General features: G+C 69.4%; 14 protein-coding genes and 1 pseudogene. 9 read left to right on the forward strand and 6 right to left on the reverse strand.

The window, feature by feature from the left end:
* Nucleotides 1-127: pseudogene (locus ACTWP6_RS05765) on the forward strand (IS630 family transposase); the annotation flags it as partial.
* On the opposite strand, the gene ACTWP6_RS05770 reads toward ACTWP6_RS05765, so the two are convergent.
* The 3 genes from ACTWP6_RS05770 to ACTWP6_RS05780 all read right to left on the reverse strand — a co-directional run bounded on the left by ACTWP6_RS05770 (nt 116) and on the right by ACTWP6_RS05780 (nt 1308).
* Nucleotides 116-619 carry a DUF488 domain-containing protein gene (locus tag ACTWP6_RS05770; protein ID WP_443187111.1) on the reverse strand — a complete coding sequence of 168 codons (504 nt, stop codon included), beginning with the start codon at nt 617-619 and terminating at the stop codon, nt 116-118. The pseudogene ACTWP6_RS05765 and the gene ACTWP6_RS05770 sit on opposite strands and share 12 nt — an antisense overlap.
* A gap of 157 nt (nt 620-776) precedes the next feature.
* Nucleotides 777-1049, reverse strand: coding sequence for a hypothetical protein (locus ACTWP6_RS05775; protein ID WP_260754767.1), 273 nt, complete (start codon nt 1047-1049; stop codon nt 777-779).
* Between the two features lie 91 nt (nt 1050-1140).
* The gene (locus tag ACTWP6_RS05780) at nt 1141-1308 is read right to left on the reverse strand and encodes a hypothetical protein (protein WP_260754766.1); all 168 of its coding nucleotides are present in this window, start codon (nt 1306-1308) and stop codon (nt 1141-1143) included.
* A 56-nt stretch (nt 1309-1364) separates the two neighbouring features.
* On the opposite strand from ACTWP6_RS05780, the gene typA reads away from it, so the two are divergent.
* Nucleotides 1365-3272, forward strand: a complete 1908-nt coding sequence (gene typA / locus ACTWP6_RS05785) for a translational GTPase TypA (protein ID WP_260754765.1) — start codon at nt 1365-1367, stop codon at nt 3270-3272.
* A 38-nt stretch (nt 3273-3310) separates the two neighbouring features.
* Complete coding sequence (locus ACTWP6_RS05790; RefSeq protein ID WP_260754764.1) at nt 3311-5233, forward strand: ABC transporter family substrate-binding protein; 1923 nt, start codon at nt 3311-3313, stop codon at nt 5231-5233.
* On the opposite strand, the gene ACTWP6_RS05795 is transcribed toward ACTWP6_RS05790, so the two are convergent.
* The gene (locus ACTWP6_RS05795; RefSeq protein WP_443187112.1) at nt 5217-6416 is read right to left on the reverse strand and encodes a chloride channel protein; all 1200 of its coding nucleotides are present in this window, start codon (nt 6414-6416) and stop codon (nt 5217-5219) included. The two genes, ACTWP6_RS05790 and ACTWP6_RS05795, sit on opposite strands and share 17 nt — an antisense overlap.
* Nucleotides 6417-6477: 61 nt before the next feature.
* On the opposite strand from ACTWP6_RS05795, the gene mshB reads away from it, so the two are divergent.
* The 4 genes from mshB (at nt 6478) to ACTWP6_RS05815 (ending at nt 11583) form a co-directional block, all read left to right on the forward strand.
* Nucleotides 6478-7332, forward strand: coding sequence for an N-acetyl-1-D-myo-inositol-2-amino-2-deoxy-alpha-D-glucopyranoside deacetylase (gene mshB, locus ACTWP6_RS05800; protein ID WP_443187113.1), 855 nt, complete (start codon nt 6478-6480; stop codon nt 7330-7332).
* Nucleotides 7333-7445: 113 nt separating this feature from the next.
* A complete protein-coding gene (locus ACTWP6_RS05805; RefSeq protein WP_443187114.1) occupies nt 7446-7907 on the forward strand; it encodes a hypothetical protein in 462 nt (153 codons plus the stop codon).
* Between the two features lie 138 nt (nt 7908-8045).
* Nucleotides 8046-10583, forward strand: coding sequence for a bifunctional FO biosynthesis protein CofGH (locus tag ACTWP6_RS05810; RefSeq protein ID WP_443187177.1), 2538 nt, complete (start codon nt 8046-8048; stop codon nt 10581-10583).
* Between the two features lie 91 nt (nt 10584-10674).
* The gene (locus ACTWP6_RS05815; RefSeq protein ID WP_443187115.1) at nt 10675-11583 is read left to right on the forward strand and encodes a fumarylacetoacetate hydrolase family protein; all 909 of its coding nucleotides are present in this window, start codon (nt 10675-10677) and stop codon (nt 11581-11583) included.
* Between the two features lie 47 nt (nt 11584-11630).
* Here the strand turns inward: ACTWP6_RS05815 and ACTWP6_RS05820 are convergent, their stop codons facing one another.
* Nucleotides 11631-12179 carry a YceI family protein gene (locus ACTWP6_RS05820; protein WP_443187116.1) on the reverse strand — a complete coding sequence of 183 codons (549 nt, stop codon included), beginning with the start codon at nt 12177-12179 and terminating at the stop codon, nt 11631-11633.
* 333 nt (nt 12180-12512) lie between these two features.
* Here ACTWP6_RS05820 and fdxA point away from each other — a divergent pair, with 333 nt between their 5' ends.
* Complete coding sequence (gene fdxA / locus ACTWP6_RS05825; RefSeq protein WP_443187117.1) at nt 12513-12836, forward strand: ferredoxin; 324 nt, start codon at nt 12513-12515, stop codon at nt 12834-12836.
* A gap of 9 nt (nt 12837-12845) precedes the next feature.
* Nucleotides 12846-13967, forward strand: coding sequence for a succinyldiaminopimelate transaminase (gene dapC, locus ACTWP6_RS05830; protein WP_443187118.1), 1122 nt, complete (start codon nt 12846-12848; stop codon nt 13965-13967).
* Between the two features lie 58 nt (nt 13968-14025).
* On the opposite strand, the gene ACTWP6_RS05835 is transcribed toward dapC, so the two are convergent.
* Nucleotides 14026-15642, reverse strand: a complete 1617-nt coding sequence (locus ACTWP6_RS05835) for a PucR family transcriptional regulator (RefSeq protein WP_443187119.1) — start codon at nt 15640-15642, stop codon at nt 14026-14028.
* Nucleotides 15643-15689: the final 47 nt, after the last annotated feature.

A 15689-nucleotide genomic window follows, 5' to 3' on the forward strand; every position in this document is an offset into this window, starting at 1 on the left:
CGATATCCGTGCCTGGATCGACACCTGGAACGACAACCCCAAGCCTTACGTCTGGACTAAGACCGCCGACCAGATCCTGGCAAGCATCGCCAACTACTGCAACCGAATTAATGACTCAGGACACTAGCCGGGCACCCTCGGCCGGGGCGTGGGGCTGCAGCCTGCCGTCGTGCATCAGATGCGTGACCGGGGCACCGCAGCGCAATATCGCGACGTCGGCGACGAGGCGCCGGTGACAACGCCACCAGACCGCCTCGCTGCACATGATCGCGGTGCGCTGCCGGTCGGCTTGCCCGAGCAGTTCGGCCAGGGCGGCGCCGAATTCCTCGCTGCGGGTGTAGGCGGCGTAGGCGGCGAACTGGGCGACGCGCCACCAGGTGTCGACGGTCTCGGTATCGGAGCCCAGACGCCGACGGCCGCCCAGTCGTGGCTCCCAGCGGTAGTTCAGTCCCGCCGCGGGGGCCCAGGTCTGCATCGCGGCGCGCTCGACATCGGGATTGTGCCGGCTGGCCGGGAAGCGGCGGATGTCGACGAGCATCCGCACCCCGGCGCCGTCGAGTAGCTCAATCAGCCCGTCACGCCGCAGCGTGCCGTGGCCGACGGTGAGAAGCCCGGTCATGCCGGGCGGTGCTCGACCGGATCGATGTCGGCGGACACCGCGCGTAGCGCCGGCAGTGGTGAGGCCATGCGCCGACGCTAGCGCGTGGGTCACGGGGCGGCTGAGCCGCCGAGGATGAAGGGGCGACTGAGCCGCCGAGGACGACGGGGGGCGGGCGTCAGTAGCGCAGGCGGTCCCCGGCGACGCGGACGTCGGCCCGGGCGTCCGGGTGGGCGATCGCGTGGATCGGGTGGGTCAGCACTGGATGCCGGCAGTGCGGGCACGATGCCTGAGCGCGGTTGGCCGAGCTGAAGGTCAGATGCCGACACTCGCTACATCGCACGACGTAGAACGCGCCGATCCAGTTGGCCAGCCCCAGGAAGATCGCCAGCGTCGTCAAGGTCGCGAGCACCGTGATGAGAACGATGGTGAGCACCGTATAAACCGTCATGACCTACCTCCAACAAAGACGTCTGACGGGTGCCTTTCACGGTACGCCTGGCCCGGCGTGAATCCGGCGGAATCGGAGGCGAATCCGCCGCTCAGGCCTTCCTGGCCCGCTTGTAGACCTTCTCGAGTTCTTTGCCCCGCAGGCCGTTGAGTTCCGCCTTGCGCACCTTGTGAACCACCAGTGGGCACCGCTTGCACCGCGGTTTGCTGCGGCAGCATTTCTTCTTGGGCTTGACGCCGGCGAGCTTGGTGGCTTTCACGTGACGGGAATCTCTCGTTTTCGCGATCGGTGCACTGCACTGCGACAATCACCGGCGTGAATTCTCGTCCGGACTTTCGCAACGTCGCCATTGTGGCCCACGTCGACCACGGCAAGACCACCCTGGTCGACGCCATGCTGCGGCAGTCCGGTGCGCTGAGCCACCGCGGCGATGACGCGATCGAACGCCTGATGGATTCCGGTGACCTGGAAAAGGAAAAGGGAATCACCATCCTGGCGAAGAACACGGCCGTCCACCGGCACCATCCCGACGGCAGCATGACGGTCATCAACGTCATCGACACCCCCGGTCACGCCGATTTCGGCGGTGAGGTCGAACGCGGCCTGTCCATGGTCGACGGCGTCGTGCTGCTCGTCGATGCCTCCGAGGGGCCCCTGCCGCAGACCCGTTTCGTGCTGCGCAAGGCACTGGCCGCGCACCTGCCCGTCATCCTGGTCGTCAACAAGACCGACCGCCCCGACGCACGCATCGCGGAGGTCGTCGAGGAAAGCCACGACCTGCTGCTCGACGTCGCCTCCGATCTCGACGAGGAAGCTCAGGCCGCCGCGGAGAAGGCTCTCGACCTGCCCACGCTGTACGCCTCGGGCCGCGCCGGCATTGCCAGCACCACAGCGCCGGCCAACGGGGAGAACCCCGACGGTGAGAACCTTGACCCGCTGTTCGACGTGCTGCTCGAGCACATCCCGCCGCCGCAGGGCGATCCCGAGGCGCCGCTGCAGGCCCTCGTCACCAACCTTGATGCGTCGGCCTTCCTCGGCCGCCTCGCGCTGATCCGCATCTACAAGGGCCGCATCAAAAAGGGCCAGCAGGTCGCGTGGATGCGCGATGTCGACGGCCATCCCGTCATCACGAACGCCAAGATCACCGAACTGCTCGTCACCGAAGGTGTGGAACGCACGCCCACCGACGAGGCCTTCGCCGGTGACATCGTCGCCGTCGCCGGCATCCCGGAGATCATGATCGGCGACACGCTCGCCGACCCGGACCACGCGCACGCACTGCCGCGTATCACCGTCGACGAGCCCGCGATCTCGGTGACGATCGGCACCAACACCTCGCCGCTGGCGGGCAAGATCTCCGGTCACAAGCTCACCGCCCGCATGGTCAAGAACCGCCTCGATGCCGAGCTGGTCGGCAACGTGTCCATCAAGGTCGTCGACATCGGCCGCCCCGACGCGTGGGAGGTGCAGGGGCGAGGTGAGCTCGCGCTGGCCATCCTCGTCGAGCAGATGCGCCGCGAAGGATTCGAGCTGACCGTCGGTAAGCCGCAGGTGGTCACCCAGACCATCGACGGCAAGCTGCACGAGCCGTTCGAAGCGCTGACCATCGACAGCCCGGAGGAACACCTCGGCGCCATCACCCAGCTGATGGCCGCGCGCAAGGGCCGCATGGAGCAGATGACCAACCATGCCGCCGGTTGGGTGCGGATGGACTTCATCGTGCCCAGCCGTGGCCTGATCGGGTTCCGCACGGACTTCCTGACGCTGACCCGCGGCACCGGCATCGCCAACGCGGTGTTCGACGGATACCGGCCCTGGGCGGGTGAGATCCGGGCCCGCCACACCGGGTCGCTGGTGTCCGACCGCAGCGGCCAGATCACGCCCTTCGCCATGATCCAGCTCGCCGACCGAGGCCAGTTCTTCGTCGAACCGGGCCAGGAGACCTACGAAGGCCAGGTCGTCGGGATCAACCCGCGCGCCGAGGATCTCGACATCAACATCACCCGCGAGAAAAAGCTGACGAACATGCGGTCCTCCACGGCCGACGTGATCGAGACGCTGGCCCGCCCGCTGGAGCTCGACCTGGAGAAGGCGATGGAGTTCTGCGCCGAGGATGAGTGCGTCGAGGTCACCCCCGAGATCGTGCGCGTGCGCAAGGTCGAGCTGACGGCATCGCTGCGGGCCCGGGCCAAGGCGCGCGCCAAAGCGCAGGCAAACAGCTGACCCCGGTGGACCGTCCGCCCCTGGCTACCCTGTAGAGCATGCTGACGACCCTGCGACGCGTCAGCGCCGGTGTCAGCGCGATCGGCATGACGTTGGCCCTGGTCAGCGGCTGTACGGTGAGTCCGCCGCCGGCGCCGCAGAGCACCGACACCACCGAGGTGACCCCTCCGCCGCCGATGAAGGCGACCCAGATCATCGTGGCGATCGATTCGATCGGGCCGGGCTTCAACTCTCATCTGCTCTCCGACCAGTCTCCGGTCAACGCCGCGATCAGTTCGCTCGTGCTGCCCAGTTCGTTCCGCCCGATACCCGATTCCCGGACCCCGACGGGTTCGCGCTGGGAGATGGACACCTCGCTGCTCGAATCAGCGGAGGTCACCAGTGAGAACCCGTTCACGGTCACCTACAAGATCCGGCCCGAGGCGCAGTGGACCGACAACGCCCCGATCGGCGCCGACGACTACTGGTATCTGTGGCGGCAGATGGTGAGCCAGCCCGGCACCGCCGACCCGGCCGGCTACGACCTCATCACCGGTGTGCAGTCGGTCGAAGGCGGCAAGACGGCCGTGGTGACGTTCTCCCAGCCCTACCCGGCGTGGCGCGAGCTGTTCAACGACATCCTGCCCGCCCACATCGTCAAGGACGTGCCCGGCGGGTTCGCCGCGGGGCTGGCCCAGACGCTCCCGGTGACCGGCGGGCAGTTCCGGGTCGACACCATCGACCCGCAGCGCGATGAGATCCTCCTGGCACGCAACGACCGCTACTGGGGCAAACCCGCCACTCCGGATCTGATCCTCTTCCGTCGCGGCGGTGCACCGGCCGCACTGGCCGATTCGATCCGCAACGGCGACACACAGGTCGCCCAGGTTCACGGCGGATCGGCGGTGTTCGCGCAGCTTTCGGCGATCCCGGATGTGCGCACCGCGCGGATCGTGACCCCGCGGGTCATGCACCTGACGCTGCGGGCGCAGCAGCCCATGCTCACCGACCCGCTGGTCCGCAAAGCCGTACTGGGCCTGCTGGACGTCGACCTGCTCGCCGCCGTCGGCGCCGGCGACGACAACACCGTGACACTGGCCCAGGCCCAGGTGCGCTCACCCTCGGACCCCGGCTACGTCCCGACCGCACCGAAGGCGATGACGCGCGAGGAGGCGATCGCGCTGCTCTCCGAGGCCGGCTACCAGATCGAATCGGCTCCGGCGCCCGAGCCGCTCGAGCCGCCTGCGCCGGCTCCGCCGGACAACAACCGCGGTCAACTCACCAAGGACGGTCAGCCGCTGACGCTGGTCCTCGGTGTCGCCGCCAACGACCCGACGTCAGTCGCCGTCGCCAACACCGCCGCCGACCAGCTGCGCAATGTCGGCATCGCCGCATCGGTGTCGGCGCTGGACCCGGTCACCCTGTACGGCGATGCGCTGGTGGACAACAGGGTCGATGCCGTGATCGGCTGGCACCCGGCCGGGGGAGACCTCGCGACCTCGCTGGCCTCGCGTTACGGATGCCCGGCGCTGGAGGCCACCCCGGTGCCGACCACCCCGGGAGCGCCGGCACCCACCTCGGAGACACCGGAGACACCGGATCCGTCACCGACGGGCACGGCCCCGGCACCGATCGGCACCACCCCGGGGCCGACCGGCACGATCCCGACGCAGACCCCGACGCAGACTCCGACCCAGGCCTCCGACACCGACCGGCTCGTGCAGGCACCCAGCAACATCACCGGCATCTGCGACCACAGCATCCAGCCGAGGATCGACGCTGCGCTGCGCGGTGACGCCGACATCGCCGACGTGATCGCCGAGGTCGAGCCGAGGCTGTGGGAGATGGCCACGGTGCTGCCGATCCTGCAGGACACCACGATCGTCGCCGCCGGCCCGAGCGTGCAGCACGTCAGCCTGACCGGCGCGGTCCCCGTCGGCATCGTCGGCGACGCCGGCAACTGGGTCAAACTTCCGCAATAGCCGCGGGCTCATTTCGCCGACGCAGCACCGCGAGGACGTACGCCGCGTAGGCGCCGACAGCGAACACCAGCAGCAGCCACAGCGGGGGACGGGCGAGCTCCCAGACGAACAACGCCGCGAACAACGGCGAGCGCTGCGTGATCGCCAGCACGCCCGCCGCGCAGCTCAACGACACGACCGCCACCGGCAACTGCGTTCCCGTCCACTGGTTCACCGCCAGCGCCACCAGCGAGCCGGCGGCCGCGCCGGTGGCCAGCGCGGGCGTGAGCAGACCGCCGACGGCGCCCGCACGCAGGAACAGCGTCGTCAACAACGGTTTGAGCAGCAGGATCAGAGCCGCCGAGGTCACCGTCAGCCCGGTGTTCATGCTGACCTCCAGGATGCTGCGGCCGTTGCCGGGTAACTCGGGAAGCCAGATCGAGCAGACGCCGGTCAGCAGGCCGGCCGCGGCGATTCCTGGAATCACCTTCCAGGACTTCAGTTTCAGCGTGGGGGCGGCGTGCATCAGCCGGTCGAACGCCAGGCCCGCCGCCACCGCCACCGGAGCCATCGCCAACGCCAGAAACCCGAGCAGATAGGACAGGCGGGCATCAGGCCAGGACAGCGGATGCTCCAGGTGGGTCACGGGCGCGGCGACCAGGACGGCGATGCTCGACGTGATCAGCGCGGTGCCCAGCGCGCGCGGATGCCAGGTGCGCAGCACGATGCCGGCCGCGAAAATCGCCCCGCCCAACGGCACGCTGTACACCGCGCCCAGCCCCGCGCCGGCCGCGCACGCCAGCAGGATCTTCCGGTCCGCCGCGGTGAGCGCGAGCCGGGAGACGGCGGTGTCACTCCACGCGGAGGCGAGCTGCCGCGGCGCACCCTCACGGCCCAGCGAGGCCCCGGAACCGACCAGCAGCACCTGCAGCCCTGCGTCAGCCGTCGCCGTCAGCGCAGCCCTGTCCCGGCGGCGCCGCAACGCCCACCACCCGCAACCGGCCAGGGCGCCGCCCAGCATCGGGCCGACGGCGCGGCGAATGTGGTTGCTGCCCTCGATACCGCTGAGCAGGGTGCCGAAGCTGTAGTGGTAGGTGAGGTACTCCACCGCGTGCAGCAGCAGCGTCGTGGCTGCGCCGGCCATCCCCGCGATCACACCGACGACGACAACGGCGCACCCGAACTGCACGGCGCGGCGGTTCACGAGCCGAATGTATGACAGGCCCGGCAACCGCGACGGCGAACGGGTTGGCAAGCTGGACCGAATGGAGACCCCGCGCCTGCTGTTCGTCCACGCCCACCCCGACGACGAGACCCTCGCCACGGGGGCGACGATCGCGCACTACGTCGGTCGCGGTGCGCAGGTGCAGGTGATCACGTGCACCCTCGGGGAGGAGGGGGAGGTCATCGGTGACCAGTGGGCGGGGCTGGCGGTCGACCGCGCCGACCAACTCGGTGGCTACCGGATCGGTGAGCTCACCGCCGCGCTGGCCGAACTCGGCGTCGACCGGCCGCGCTATCTGGGTGGGGCCGGTCGTTGGCGGGACTCGGGCATGGAGGGCACACCGGCCCGGCAGCAGCAACGGTTCGTCGACGGCGACGTCGCCGAACAGACCGCCGCGCTGGCCGCCGCGATCGACGAATTGCGCCCGCACGTCGTCGTCACCTACGACCCGAACGGCGGCTACGGACATCCGGACCACATCCACGTCCACCGGATCACGACGGCGGCGGTGGAGGCCGCGGCGTGGACTGTGCCGAAGCTCTACTGGACGGTGACGTCGGCGTCGGCGCTGACCGCCGGACTGGCCGCCCTCGGCGACGTGCCGGCCGGATGGATCCGGGTGTCCGCCGATGACCTGCCGCTGGTCGGCTACCCGGACGACGAGATCGACGCGGCCGTGGAACTGAGCGCACACACGCCGGCGCGGATCGCCGCGCTGCGGGCGCACGCGACGCAGGTCAGCGTCGCACCGGACGGGCGTGCGTTCGCGCTGTCGAACAACATCGCGCTGCCGGTCGACTCCACCGAGTACTACAAGCTGGCGGCGGGAACGGCCGGTGACCGTGACCACCGCGGCTGGGAGACGGACCTGCTTTCCGGGCTGTCCCTCGGTTGACGCCGCGTTGCGCGGGGTAAGCTGCCCGCAACCCAGCGCGCGGAAGGGAAGCACATGGACCCGGATCTGGATCCCAACCTGCAGCATTGGCAGGATCGTCTCGACAGCTTCCAATGGGTGGTCGGCTCGCTGGTTTCGGTGCTCGACAGCATCCCGACCTGAGGGCGCCGGCCTCGCCGGCCCCGGGCCGGCTTCGCGTGGTTGTCCTGGTGTTACTCGCCCTCGACGGCGTGCTCTCGGCCTTGATGGCCGTCTTCTTCCTTCCGCTGCGCATCGGTGGGGTCCCGTTCCCGGTCAGCGCGCTGCTCAGTGGACTGCTCAACGTCGCGCTGGTGTGGGCCGGGCTGCAGTGGACGACGGCGCCACGGCTGGCCGCTCTGCCCCTGTGGACCTGGCTTGCCACCGTATTCCTGTGCATGGCCGTCCGGCCCGGCGACGACATCGTCTTCGGCGGGACCGGGATCATGGAGTTCGGCACCGTCTTACTGGTCGTGCTCGGGGCGCTGCCGGCGGCGTGGTTGTTGACCAGGCACCCGCCCTCGGCGGGGGCGGGCACCGCCGGCCGCTCGGGGTGACTACTGTGATCCCTATGTCACGCGGACTGCGGACACATGGTGTTTCAGAGAGTGAGACGCGAGGATGATCCGCGACAATGCCGGGGTTATAGGGAAGTGGCTCTGAACACCCAGCGCGGTTCTGATCTGCCCAGCCCGATGGTTCCCCCGAAGGCCGGCGCGCCCAGCCCTGCCGCGTTGCGGCGGGTATTGAGGCGGGCCCGTGACGGGGTGGCTTTCAACGTCGACGAGGCCGCGATCGCGATGACCGCGCGTGGTGAGGATCTTGCTGACCTGTGCGCGTCGGCGGCGCGGGTGCGCGATGCCGGTTTGGATGCCGCCGGACGGCGGGGCGCGACGGGCCGGCTGCCGGTCAGTTATTCGCGCAAGGTGTTCATCCCGGTCACGCATCTGTGCCGGGACAAATGCCACTACTGCACGTTCGTCACCGTGCCCGGCAGGCTGCGCGCCGAGGGCCGGGGCATGTTCATGGAGCCCGACGAGATCCTCGACGTCGCCCGTCGCGGTGCCGAGTTGGGCTGCAAGGAAGCGCTTTTCACGCTCGGGGATCGCCCCGAGGACCGCTGGGACGAGGCGCGGCAGTGGCTCGACGAGCGCGGTTATGACTCGACGCTGGACTACGTGCGCGCGATGGCGATCCGGGTGCTGGAGGAGACCGGGCTGCTGCCGCACCTGAATCCGGGCGTGATGTCGTGGTCGGAGCTGTCCCGGCTCAAGCCGGTGGCCCTGTCGATGGGCATGATGCTGGAAACCACCTCGCGACGGCTGTTCGAGACCCGCGGGCTGGCGCATTACGGCAGCCCGGACAAGGATCCCGCGGTGAGGCTGCGCGCGCTGGACGACGCGGGACGGCTGTCGATTCCGTTCACCACCGGGCTCCTGGTGGGTATCGGTGAGACGCTGACCGAACGCGCCGAGACCGTGCACGCGATTCGCCGCTCGCACAAGGAGTTCGGCCACGTCCAGGAAGTGATCGTGCAGAACTTCCGGGCCAAGGACCACACCGTCATGGCGTCGGTCCCGGACGCCGGACTGGAGGATTTCCTGGCGACCCTCGCGGTCACCCGGCTGGTGATGGGCCCGAAGGTGCGCATCCAGGCCCCGCCGAATCTGGTGTCGCGGCAGGAGTGTCTGGCGCTGATCGGCGCCGGCGTCGACGACTGGGGCGGGGTGTCGCCGCTGACCCCCGATCACGTCAACCCCGAACGGCCCTGGCCCGCGCTCGACGAATTGGCCGAGGTGACCGCCGAGGCCGGATTCGATCTGGTGCAACGCCTGACCGCGCAGCCGCAGTACGTGCAGGCCGGAGCGGCGTGGATCGACCCGCGGGTGATGGGACACGTGGCGGCACTGGCCGATGCCGACACCGGGTACGCCCTCGACGTCAATCCGGCGGGTCGGCCCTGGCAGGAACCCGATGAGGCCACCGAGTCGCTCGGCCGTACCGATCTGCACTCGGCGATCGACACCGAGGGCCGGCGCACCGAGACCCGGTCGGATCTGGGCAGCGCATTCGGTGACTGGGAGTCGATCCGGGCGAAGGTCTCCGAGCTGGCTTCCCGGGCGCCCGAGCGGATCGACACCGATGTGCTGGCCGCGCTGCGCTCGGCCGAGCGGGACCCGGCAGGCTGCTCCGACGACGAGTATCTGGCGCTTGCGACGGCTGACGGTCCTGCCCTGGAAGCCGTTACCGCGCTGGCAGATTCGCTGCGACGCGACACGGTCGGTGACGACGTGACATTCGTGGTCAACCGCAACATCAACTTCACCAACATCTGCTACACCGGCTGCCGGTTCTGCGCGTTCGCCCAGCGCAAAGGCGACGCGGACGCGTACTCGCTGTCGGTCGACGAGGTCGCCGACCGCGCGTGGGAGGCCCACGTCGCCGGTGCCACCGAGGTCTGCATGCAGGGGGGCATCGACCCGGAGCTGCCGGTCACCGGCTACGCCGATCTGGTCCGGGCGGTCAAGAAGCGCGTGCCGTCGATGCACGTGCACGCGTTCTCGCCGATGGAGATCGCCAACGGGGTCACCAAGAGCGGACTGTCGATCCGGGAGTGGCTGACCAGCCTGCGCGAAGCCGGCCTGGACACCATCCCCGGCACGGCCGCCGAGATCCTCGACGACGAGGTGCGCTGGGTGCTCACCAAGGGCAAGCTGCCGACGTCGATGTGGATCGAGGTCGTCACCACCGCGCACCAGGTCGGTCTGCGGTCGAGCTCGACGATGATGTACGGCCACGTCGACACCCCGCGGCACTGGGTCGGACATCTGAATGTGTTGCGCGACATCCAGGACCGCACCGGCGGTTTCACGGAGTTCGTTCCGCTGCCGTTTGTGCACCAGTCCTCGCCGCTGTACCTGGCAGGCGGTGCGCGGCCGGGGCCCACCCATCGGGACAACCGTGCGGTGCACGCCTTGGCGCGGATCATGTTGCACGGCAGGATCTCTCACATCCAGACCAGCTGGGTCAAGCTCGGCGTCGAGCGCACGCAGGTGATGCTGCGCGGCGGCGCCAACGATCTCGGCGGCACCCTGATGGAGGAGACGATCTCGCGGATGGCCGGTTCTGAGAACGGCTCGGCCAAGAGCGTCGCCGAACTGGTCGCGATCGCCGAGGGCATCGGCCGCCCGGCCCGCCAGCGCAGCACCGACTACACCCCTCTCGCCGCCTGAGAGCGCGGCACTCGGCCCCCGGCACTCAGTAACGCGGGCGCACGCTCGGGGACATGCGCGCGGTGACACGTCGGGCTGGTAGGACGGAACCATGAAGCTGCGACGGGTGATCAAGGACGGCAGGCTGGAGTTGCAGTTGCTTGCGGCCGACGGCTCCTGGGTGCGCGCCGAGGGCCCGTCGCCGTTCGGCGGACGCGTGTTCGACGCCGAATGGGAGACGGTCGCCGCCCAGCGCCACCATGAGCTTTCCGGGCACGTCCTGCCCTTTCAGCCGGCGTCCTTCCGCGACTTCATGCTCTACGAACACCACGCGATCGATGCGGCCCGCGGATTGGTGCGCCGCTTCCATCCGGGGCAGGCCCGTGCCGCCGGGGTGATCGAGAAGCTGACACGGAAGCCGTTCCCGCTGTTCAAGCCGAAGCCGCTGTTCTACCGGCAGCCGATCTACTACATGTCCAACCACCTGAGCTTCGTGCCCTCCGGTACGCCCGTGGCGTTCCCGTCCTACTCGGCCGCGCTGGACTTCGAACTCGAGCTCGGTTTCGTGCTCGGGGCGCCGCTGCACAACGCGACCCCGCAGGAGGCCCTCGACGCGATCGGCGCCTTCGTCGTCGTCAACGACTTCTCCGCTCGGGACGTCCAGCGCAGCGAAATGGCCAGCGGGCTGGGGCCCCAGAAGGCCAAGCATTTCGCGTCGTCGATGTCGGCCGTGGCGGTGACCGCCGATGAGATCCTGCCGCTCATCGATTCGCTCACCGGAGCGGTGTCAGTCAACGGAACCAGGATCGGCACGGTCAGCACCCGCGGCATACAGTGGTCGATCGGCGAACTGCTCGCTCATGCCTCTCGCGATGAAAGACTCTATCCGGGTGAGCTTTTCGCGACCGGCACGCTGCCCGGGGGAAGCGGCATGGAAACCGGCCGCTGGTTGCGGCCGGGCGACCGGTTGACCCTGACGATCGATCAGATCGGCGACATCAGCCACCGGATCGAGGAGTGAACGCTCAGGTGATACCCACTGCGGCAGTGGGTATCACCCTTCTGGCCTCAGGCCTGCCTGGCGGCCTCGATCTCGAGGGTGATGATCACCTTGTCGCCGACGACCGCGCCGCCGGTCTCCAGCGGCATGTCGATGTCGATGCCGAAGTCCTTGCGGTTGAGCACGGCTGACGCCTCGAATCCGGCGACCTCGCCGTTGCCCATGCCGGGGTTCACGCCGTTGAACTCAAGCGTCAGCGAGATCGGGCGCGTGGATCCCTTGAGGGTGAAATCGCCGTCGAGGACATAGTTCTCGCCGTCGGGGCGGACAGCGGTGGAGACGAAGGTCGCCGTCGGGTACTTGTCGGTGTCGAAGAAGTCGGCGGACTTGAGGTGGGCGTCGCGCTGCTCGTTGCGGGTGTTGACCGAGTCGACGGCGATCTCTGCGCGCACCGACGGGATGCCGTCCTCGCCGACGGTGATCGCGCCGCTGAACGTGTCGAACGACCCCCTGACCTTGCTGACCATGAGATGGCGCACCGAGAAGTTGATCGACGAGTGGACCGGGTCAATGGTCCAGGTTCCGGCGGGCAGTGCGGTGGTAGCGGTAGTGGTCATGGGTGTCTCTTTCCTCGAAGTGGGTCGGTGTGGTCCGACGCGTACATCCGAGTTAAGCGGACTATGGTCCGAATTCATTCCCGCACGCCCGGCACGCCGGCCCGAATCTTCGGAGTCCGCCGCGGCGTGGGGTACTAGGCGAGCGGTATCTGCGACGTTTAGTATCAGTAACCACGCGCAACCCCTACCCGGGGCGGCGAGTAAGTTAGGGCACACTGAGACAGGTGTCCAACAACCGGCAGGGATACTTGCTGAGTTGGCCGCGGCTCGGCTGAGCCCTGCCTAGACAGCAGCCCCACTGGACAGGTAGTTCGAGAGGACTAGGAGTAGTTCGTGACGTACGTCATTGCTGAGCCCTGCGTCGACGTCAAAGACAAGGCGTGCATCGAGGAGTGCCCTGTCGACTGCATCTATGAGGGCGCACGCATGCTGTACATCCACCCGGATGAGTGCGTCGACTGCGGCGCCTGCGAGCCGGTGTGCCCCGTCGAGGCCATCTACTACGAGGACGACGTCCCGGATCAGTGGAGCGGCTACACCCAGATCAACGCCGACTTCTTCGCCGAGCTGGGCTCGCCGGGCGGCGCCTCGAAGGTCGGTCAGACCGACAACGATCCCCCAGCCGTCAAGGACCTGCCCCCGCGGGGCGAGGACTGAGCGACGTCCGTGTCTGCCCGCCGGCCACGGAAGTCGGCGTCCCTGCCCGTCTTCCCGTGGGACACCCTGGCTGACGCGACAGCGACCGCCCGGGCACATCCCGGCGGGATCGTCGACCTGTCCGTCGGGACCCCGGTCGATCCGGTCGCGCCGGTCATCCGCGACGCGCTGGCCGCAGCGAGCGCGTCGCCGGGATATCCGACGACGCATGGCACCCCGGCGCTCCGCGGGGCCGCGGTGTCCGCGCTGGAGCGCAGGTACGGGATCACCGGGCTCTCGCCGGTGGCGGTACTTCCGGCGATCGGGACCAAGGAACTGATCGCGTGGTTGCCCACGACGCTCGGCCTCAGCGCCGGCGACATCGTGGTGGTGCCCGAGCTGGCCTACCCCACCTACGAGGTGGGCGGGTTGCTGGCCGGTGCGGCGGTGGTCCGCGCGGACTCCCTGACCCAGCTGGGCCCGTTGGTGCCCGCGCTGGTGTATCTGAACTCGCCGAGCAACCCGACCGGCCAGATCCTCGGGATCGACCATCTGCGCAAGATCGTCGGGTGGGCTCGGGAACGGGGAGTGCTGATCGCCTCCGACGAGTGCTACCTCGGCCTCGGCTGGGACGCCGAGCCGGTCTCGGTGCTGCACCCGCAGGTCTGCGACGGCGACCACACCGGGTTGCTGGCCGTGCACTCGCTGTCGAAGACGTCGTCGCTGGCCGGTTACCGGGCGGGTTTCGTCGCCGGTGACCCGGCGGTGGTGGCCGAATTGCTGGCGGTGCGCAAGCACGCCGGCCTGATGGTGCCGACGCCGATCCAGGCGGCGATGGTGGCCGCGCTCGACGACGACGCCCATGAGCTGGAGCAGCGCGCGCGTTACCGGCGCCGCCGCGATGCGCTGCTGCCCGCGCTGCGGTCCGCCGGATTCACCGTCGACCATTCCGAGGGCGGGCTGTATCTGTGGGCCACCCGCGGCGAGCCGTGCCGCGACACCGTGGCGTGGCTGGCGGGCAAGGGCATCCTCGTCGCGCCCGGCGAGTTCTACGGGCCGCGCGGTGCCCGACACGTACGGGTGGCGCTGACCGCCACCGACGAGCGCATCGCCGCCGCCGTCGAGCGGCTCGGTTCTGCGGCCGGATCGTAGACCGAGCCTGAGGCCGGCGCGTCAGATCAGGCGCACACCGCCTCGGGTGAGTCGGGCCCTATCCGTGCGAGTTCGTATCGATCCGCGTTGGCAGCGGCGCGGCCGAACGTTCCGTCGCGCGCAGGCCCAGGGCCAGCACCAGCCGCTCGTCGGGGTCGTTCAGCGAGGTGCGCAGCAGTTTCTCCACCCGGCGGATGCGGTAGCGCACCGTGTTCGGGTGCACGTGTAAGCACGCGGCGACGACGGCGATGTCGCCGAAGCCGTCCAGGTAAGCCTGCAGCGTCGAGGCCATCAGTGGATCCTCGGCCCGCAGCCGCCGCACCCGCGGGTCCACCAGCCGGCCCTGGGTCGCGATGTGCGACACGATTTCGTCGAGCAGCACCGTCGGACGCGCCTGCTCCAGTGAGGTGACCAGACCGAATGCGCCGGGGTGTCTTTCGGCGCTGTCGAGCACTCGGTCGACCTCGGCCCGGACGGTCGCCGCGGCGGCCAGCCCCGGCAGCGGGGCGGTGACCGCACGCACCTGGAATCCGAGTTCTCGCGCCAGCGTGGACACCACGCCGTGCGCCCACGACGACAGCACCTCCGTGGCCCGCAGTTCGGGGAACAGCACGTACACTCGGTCGCCGGCCGCCGCCACCTGGGCATCTGGACGAAAAGCACTGGCGCTCAACGCCAGAACGTCCGTGGGCGGCGGTCCGCCGTGGCGGTGGAACCCGACCAGCGCGGCGCGTCCGTCGGCGGGGATGCCGAGCTCGCGGGCCAGCGCGGCGACGTCGTCGACGGCACCGCCTGCCACGCCGAGCAGCTGGTGCACACGCGCCGTGTGCTGGGACGGGGTCGCCGCCAGCCGCGACATGATCCGCGCCGCCAGCACCGCGCCGCCGCGCAGGATCTCCTCGGCGTCGTCGGCCCACGGGGCGGACCCCTGCTGCAGCCAGATGGTCCCCGCGAACCGCGGCGAGTGCGCCGGGTCGGCGGGCAGGTGGATGCCGGCGGCCAGCCGCGGCCTCAGGCCGAGCTCTGGACGTTCGGCGACGCGGACCACGTCGGGACCCGACCGCAACGCGTCGAAAATGCCCCACTGCCCGATCCATTCGAGATGCTCGGGCGGTCCGGCACGGCCGAGGATCGTCAGCCGGCGCAACTCGTCGGCTTCGTCGCTGGCCGAGTAGGCCAGCATGTGGCTGTCGGCGTCCTCGATGCAGACCATGCCCCGGGTCCGGTCGGCGATGGACTGTGCGAGGCCGAACAGGTCGGTGCTCGAGTCGCGCAGCGGGTCGCCGCGATCTCCGTGGTGTTCCAGGGCGTGGTTGACCAGACGGTACAGATGCTCCCAGCGGGCACAGGGGTCGACGGTGACGACGGCGGTGCCGAGCGCGGCCGCGCGGGCCACCGCCGCAGGGGTCGGCTCCTTGACGAAGATCGCGACCGGCCGGTCGGCATGCTGTTCCAGCCAGCACAGCGCCTCGGTGTCGGACACCCCGAGCAGGAAGAACAGGTCGGCCGATCCCGGGCCGACGGCCAGCCCCAACCTGATGTCGTCGGCGTCGACGAGCGCGACCGAGCTCACGGGCATGTCCAACCCGCGCGGTGCCTCGATCAGCGTGACCATGGTCCGATCCAGCGCCAGCAGCAGCTGGCCGAGGCCGAGACCTGCGAGCGTGGACACCATCGCCGCTCCTTTGTCCGATATCACCATCGAGTGTCCCACCGGTTGTC

Source organism: Mycobacterium sp. 4D054 (assembly GCF_052245755.1).
Lineage (GTDB): Bacteria > Actinomycetota > Actinomycetes > Mycobacteriales > Mycobacteriaceae > Mycobacterium.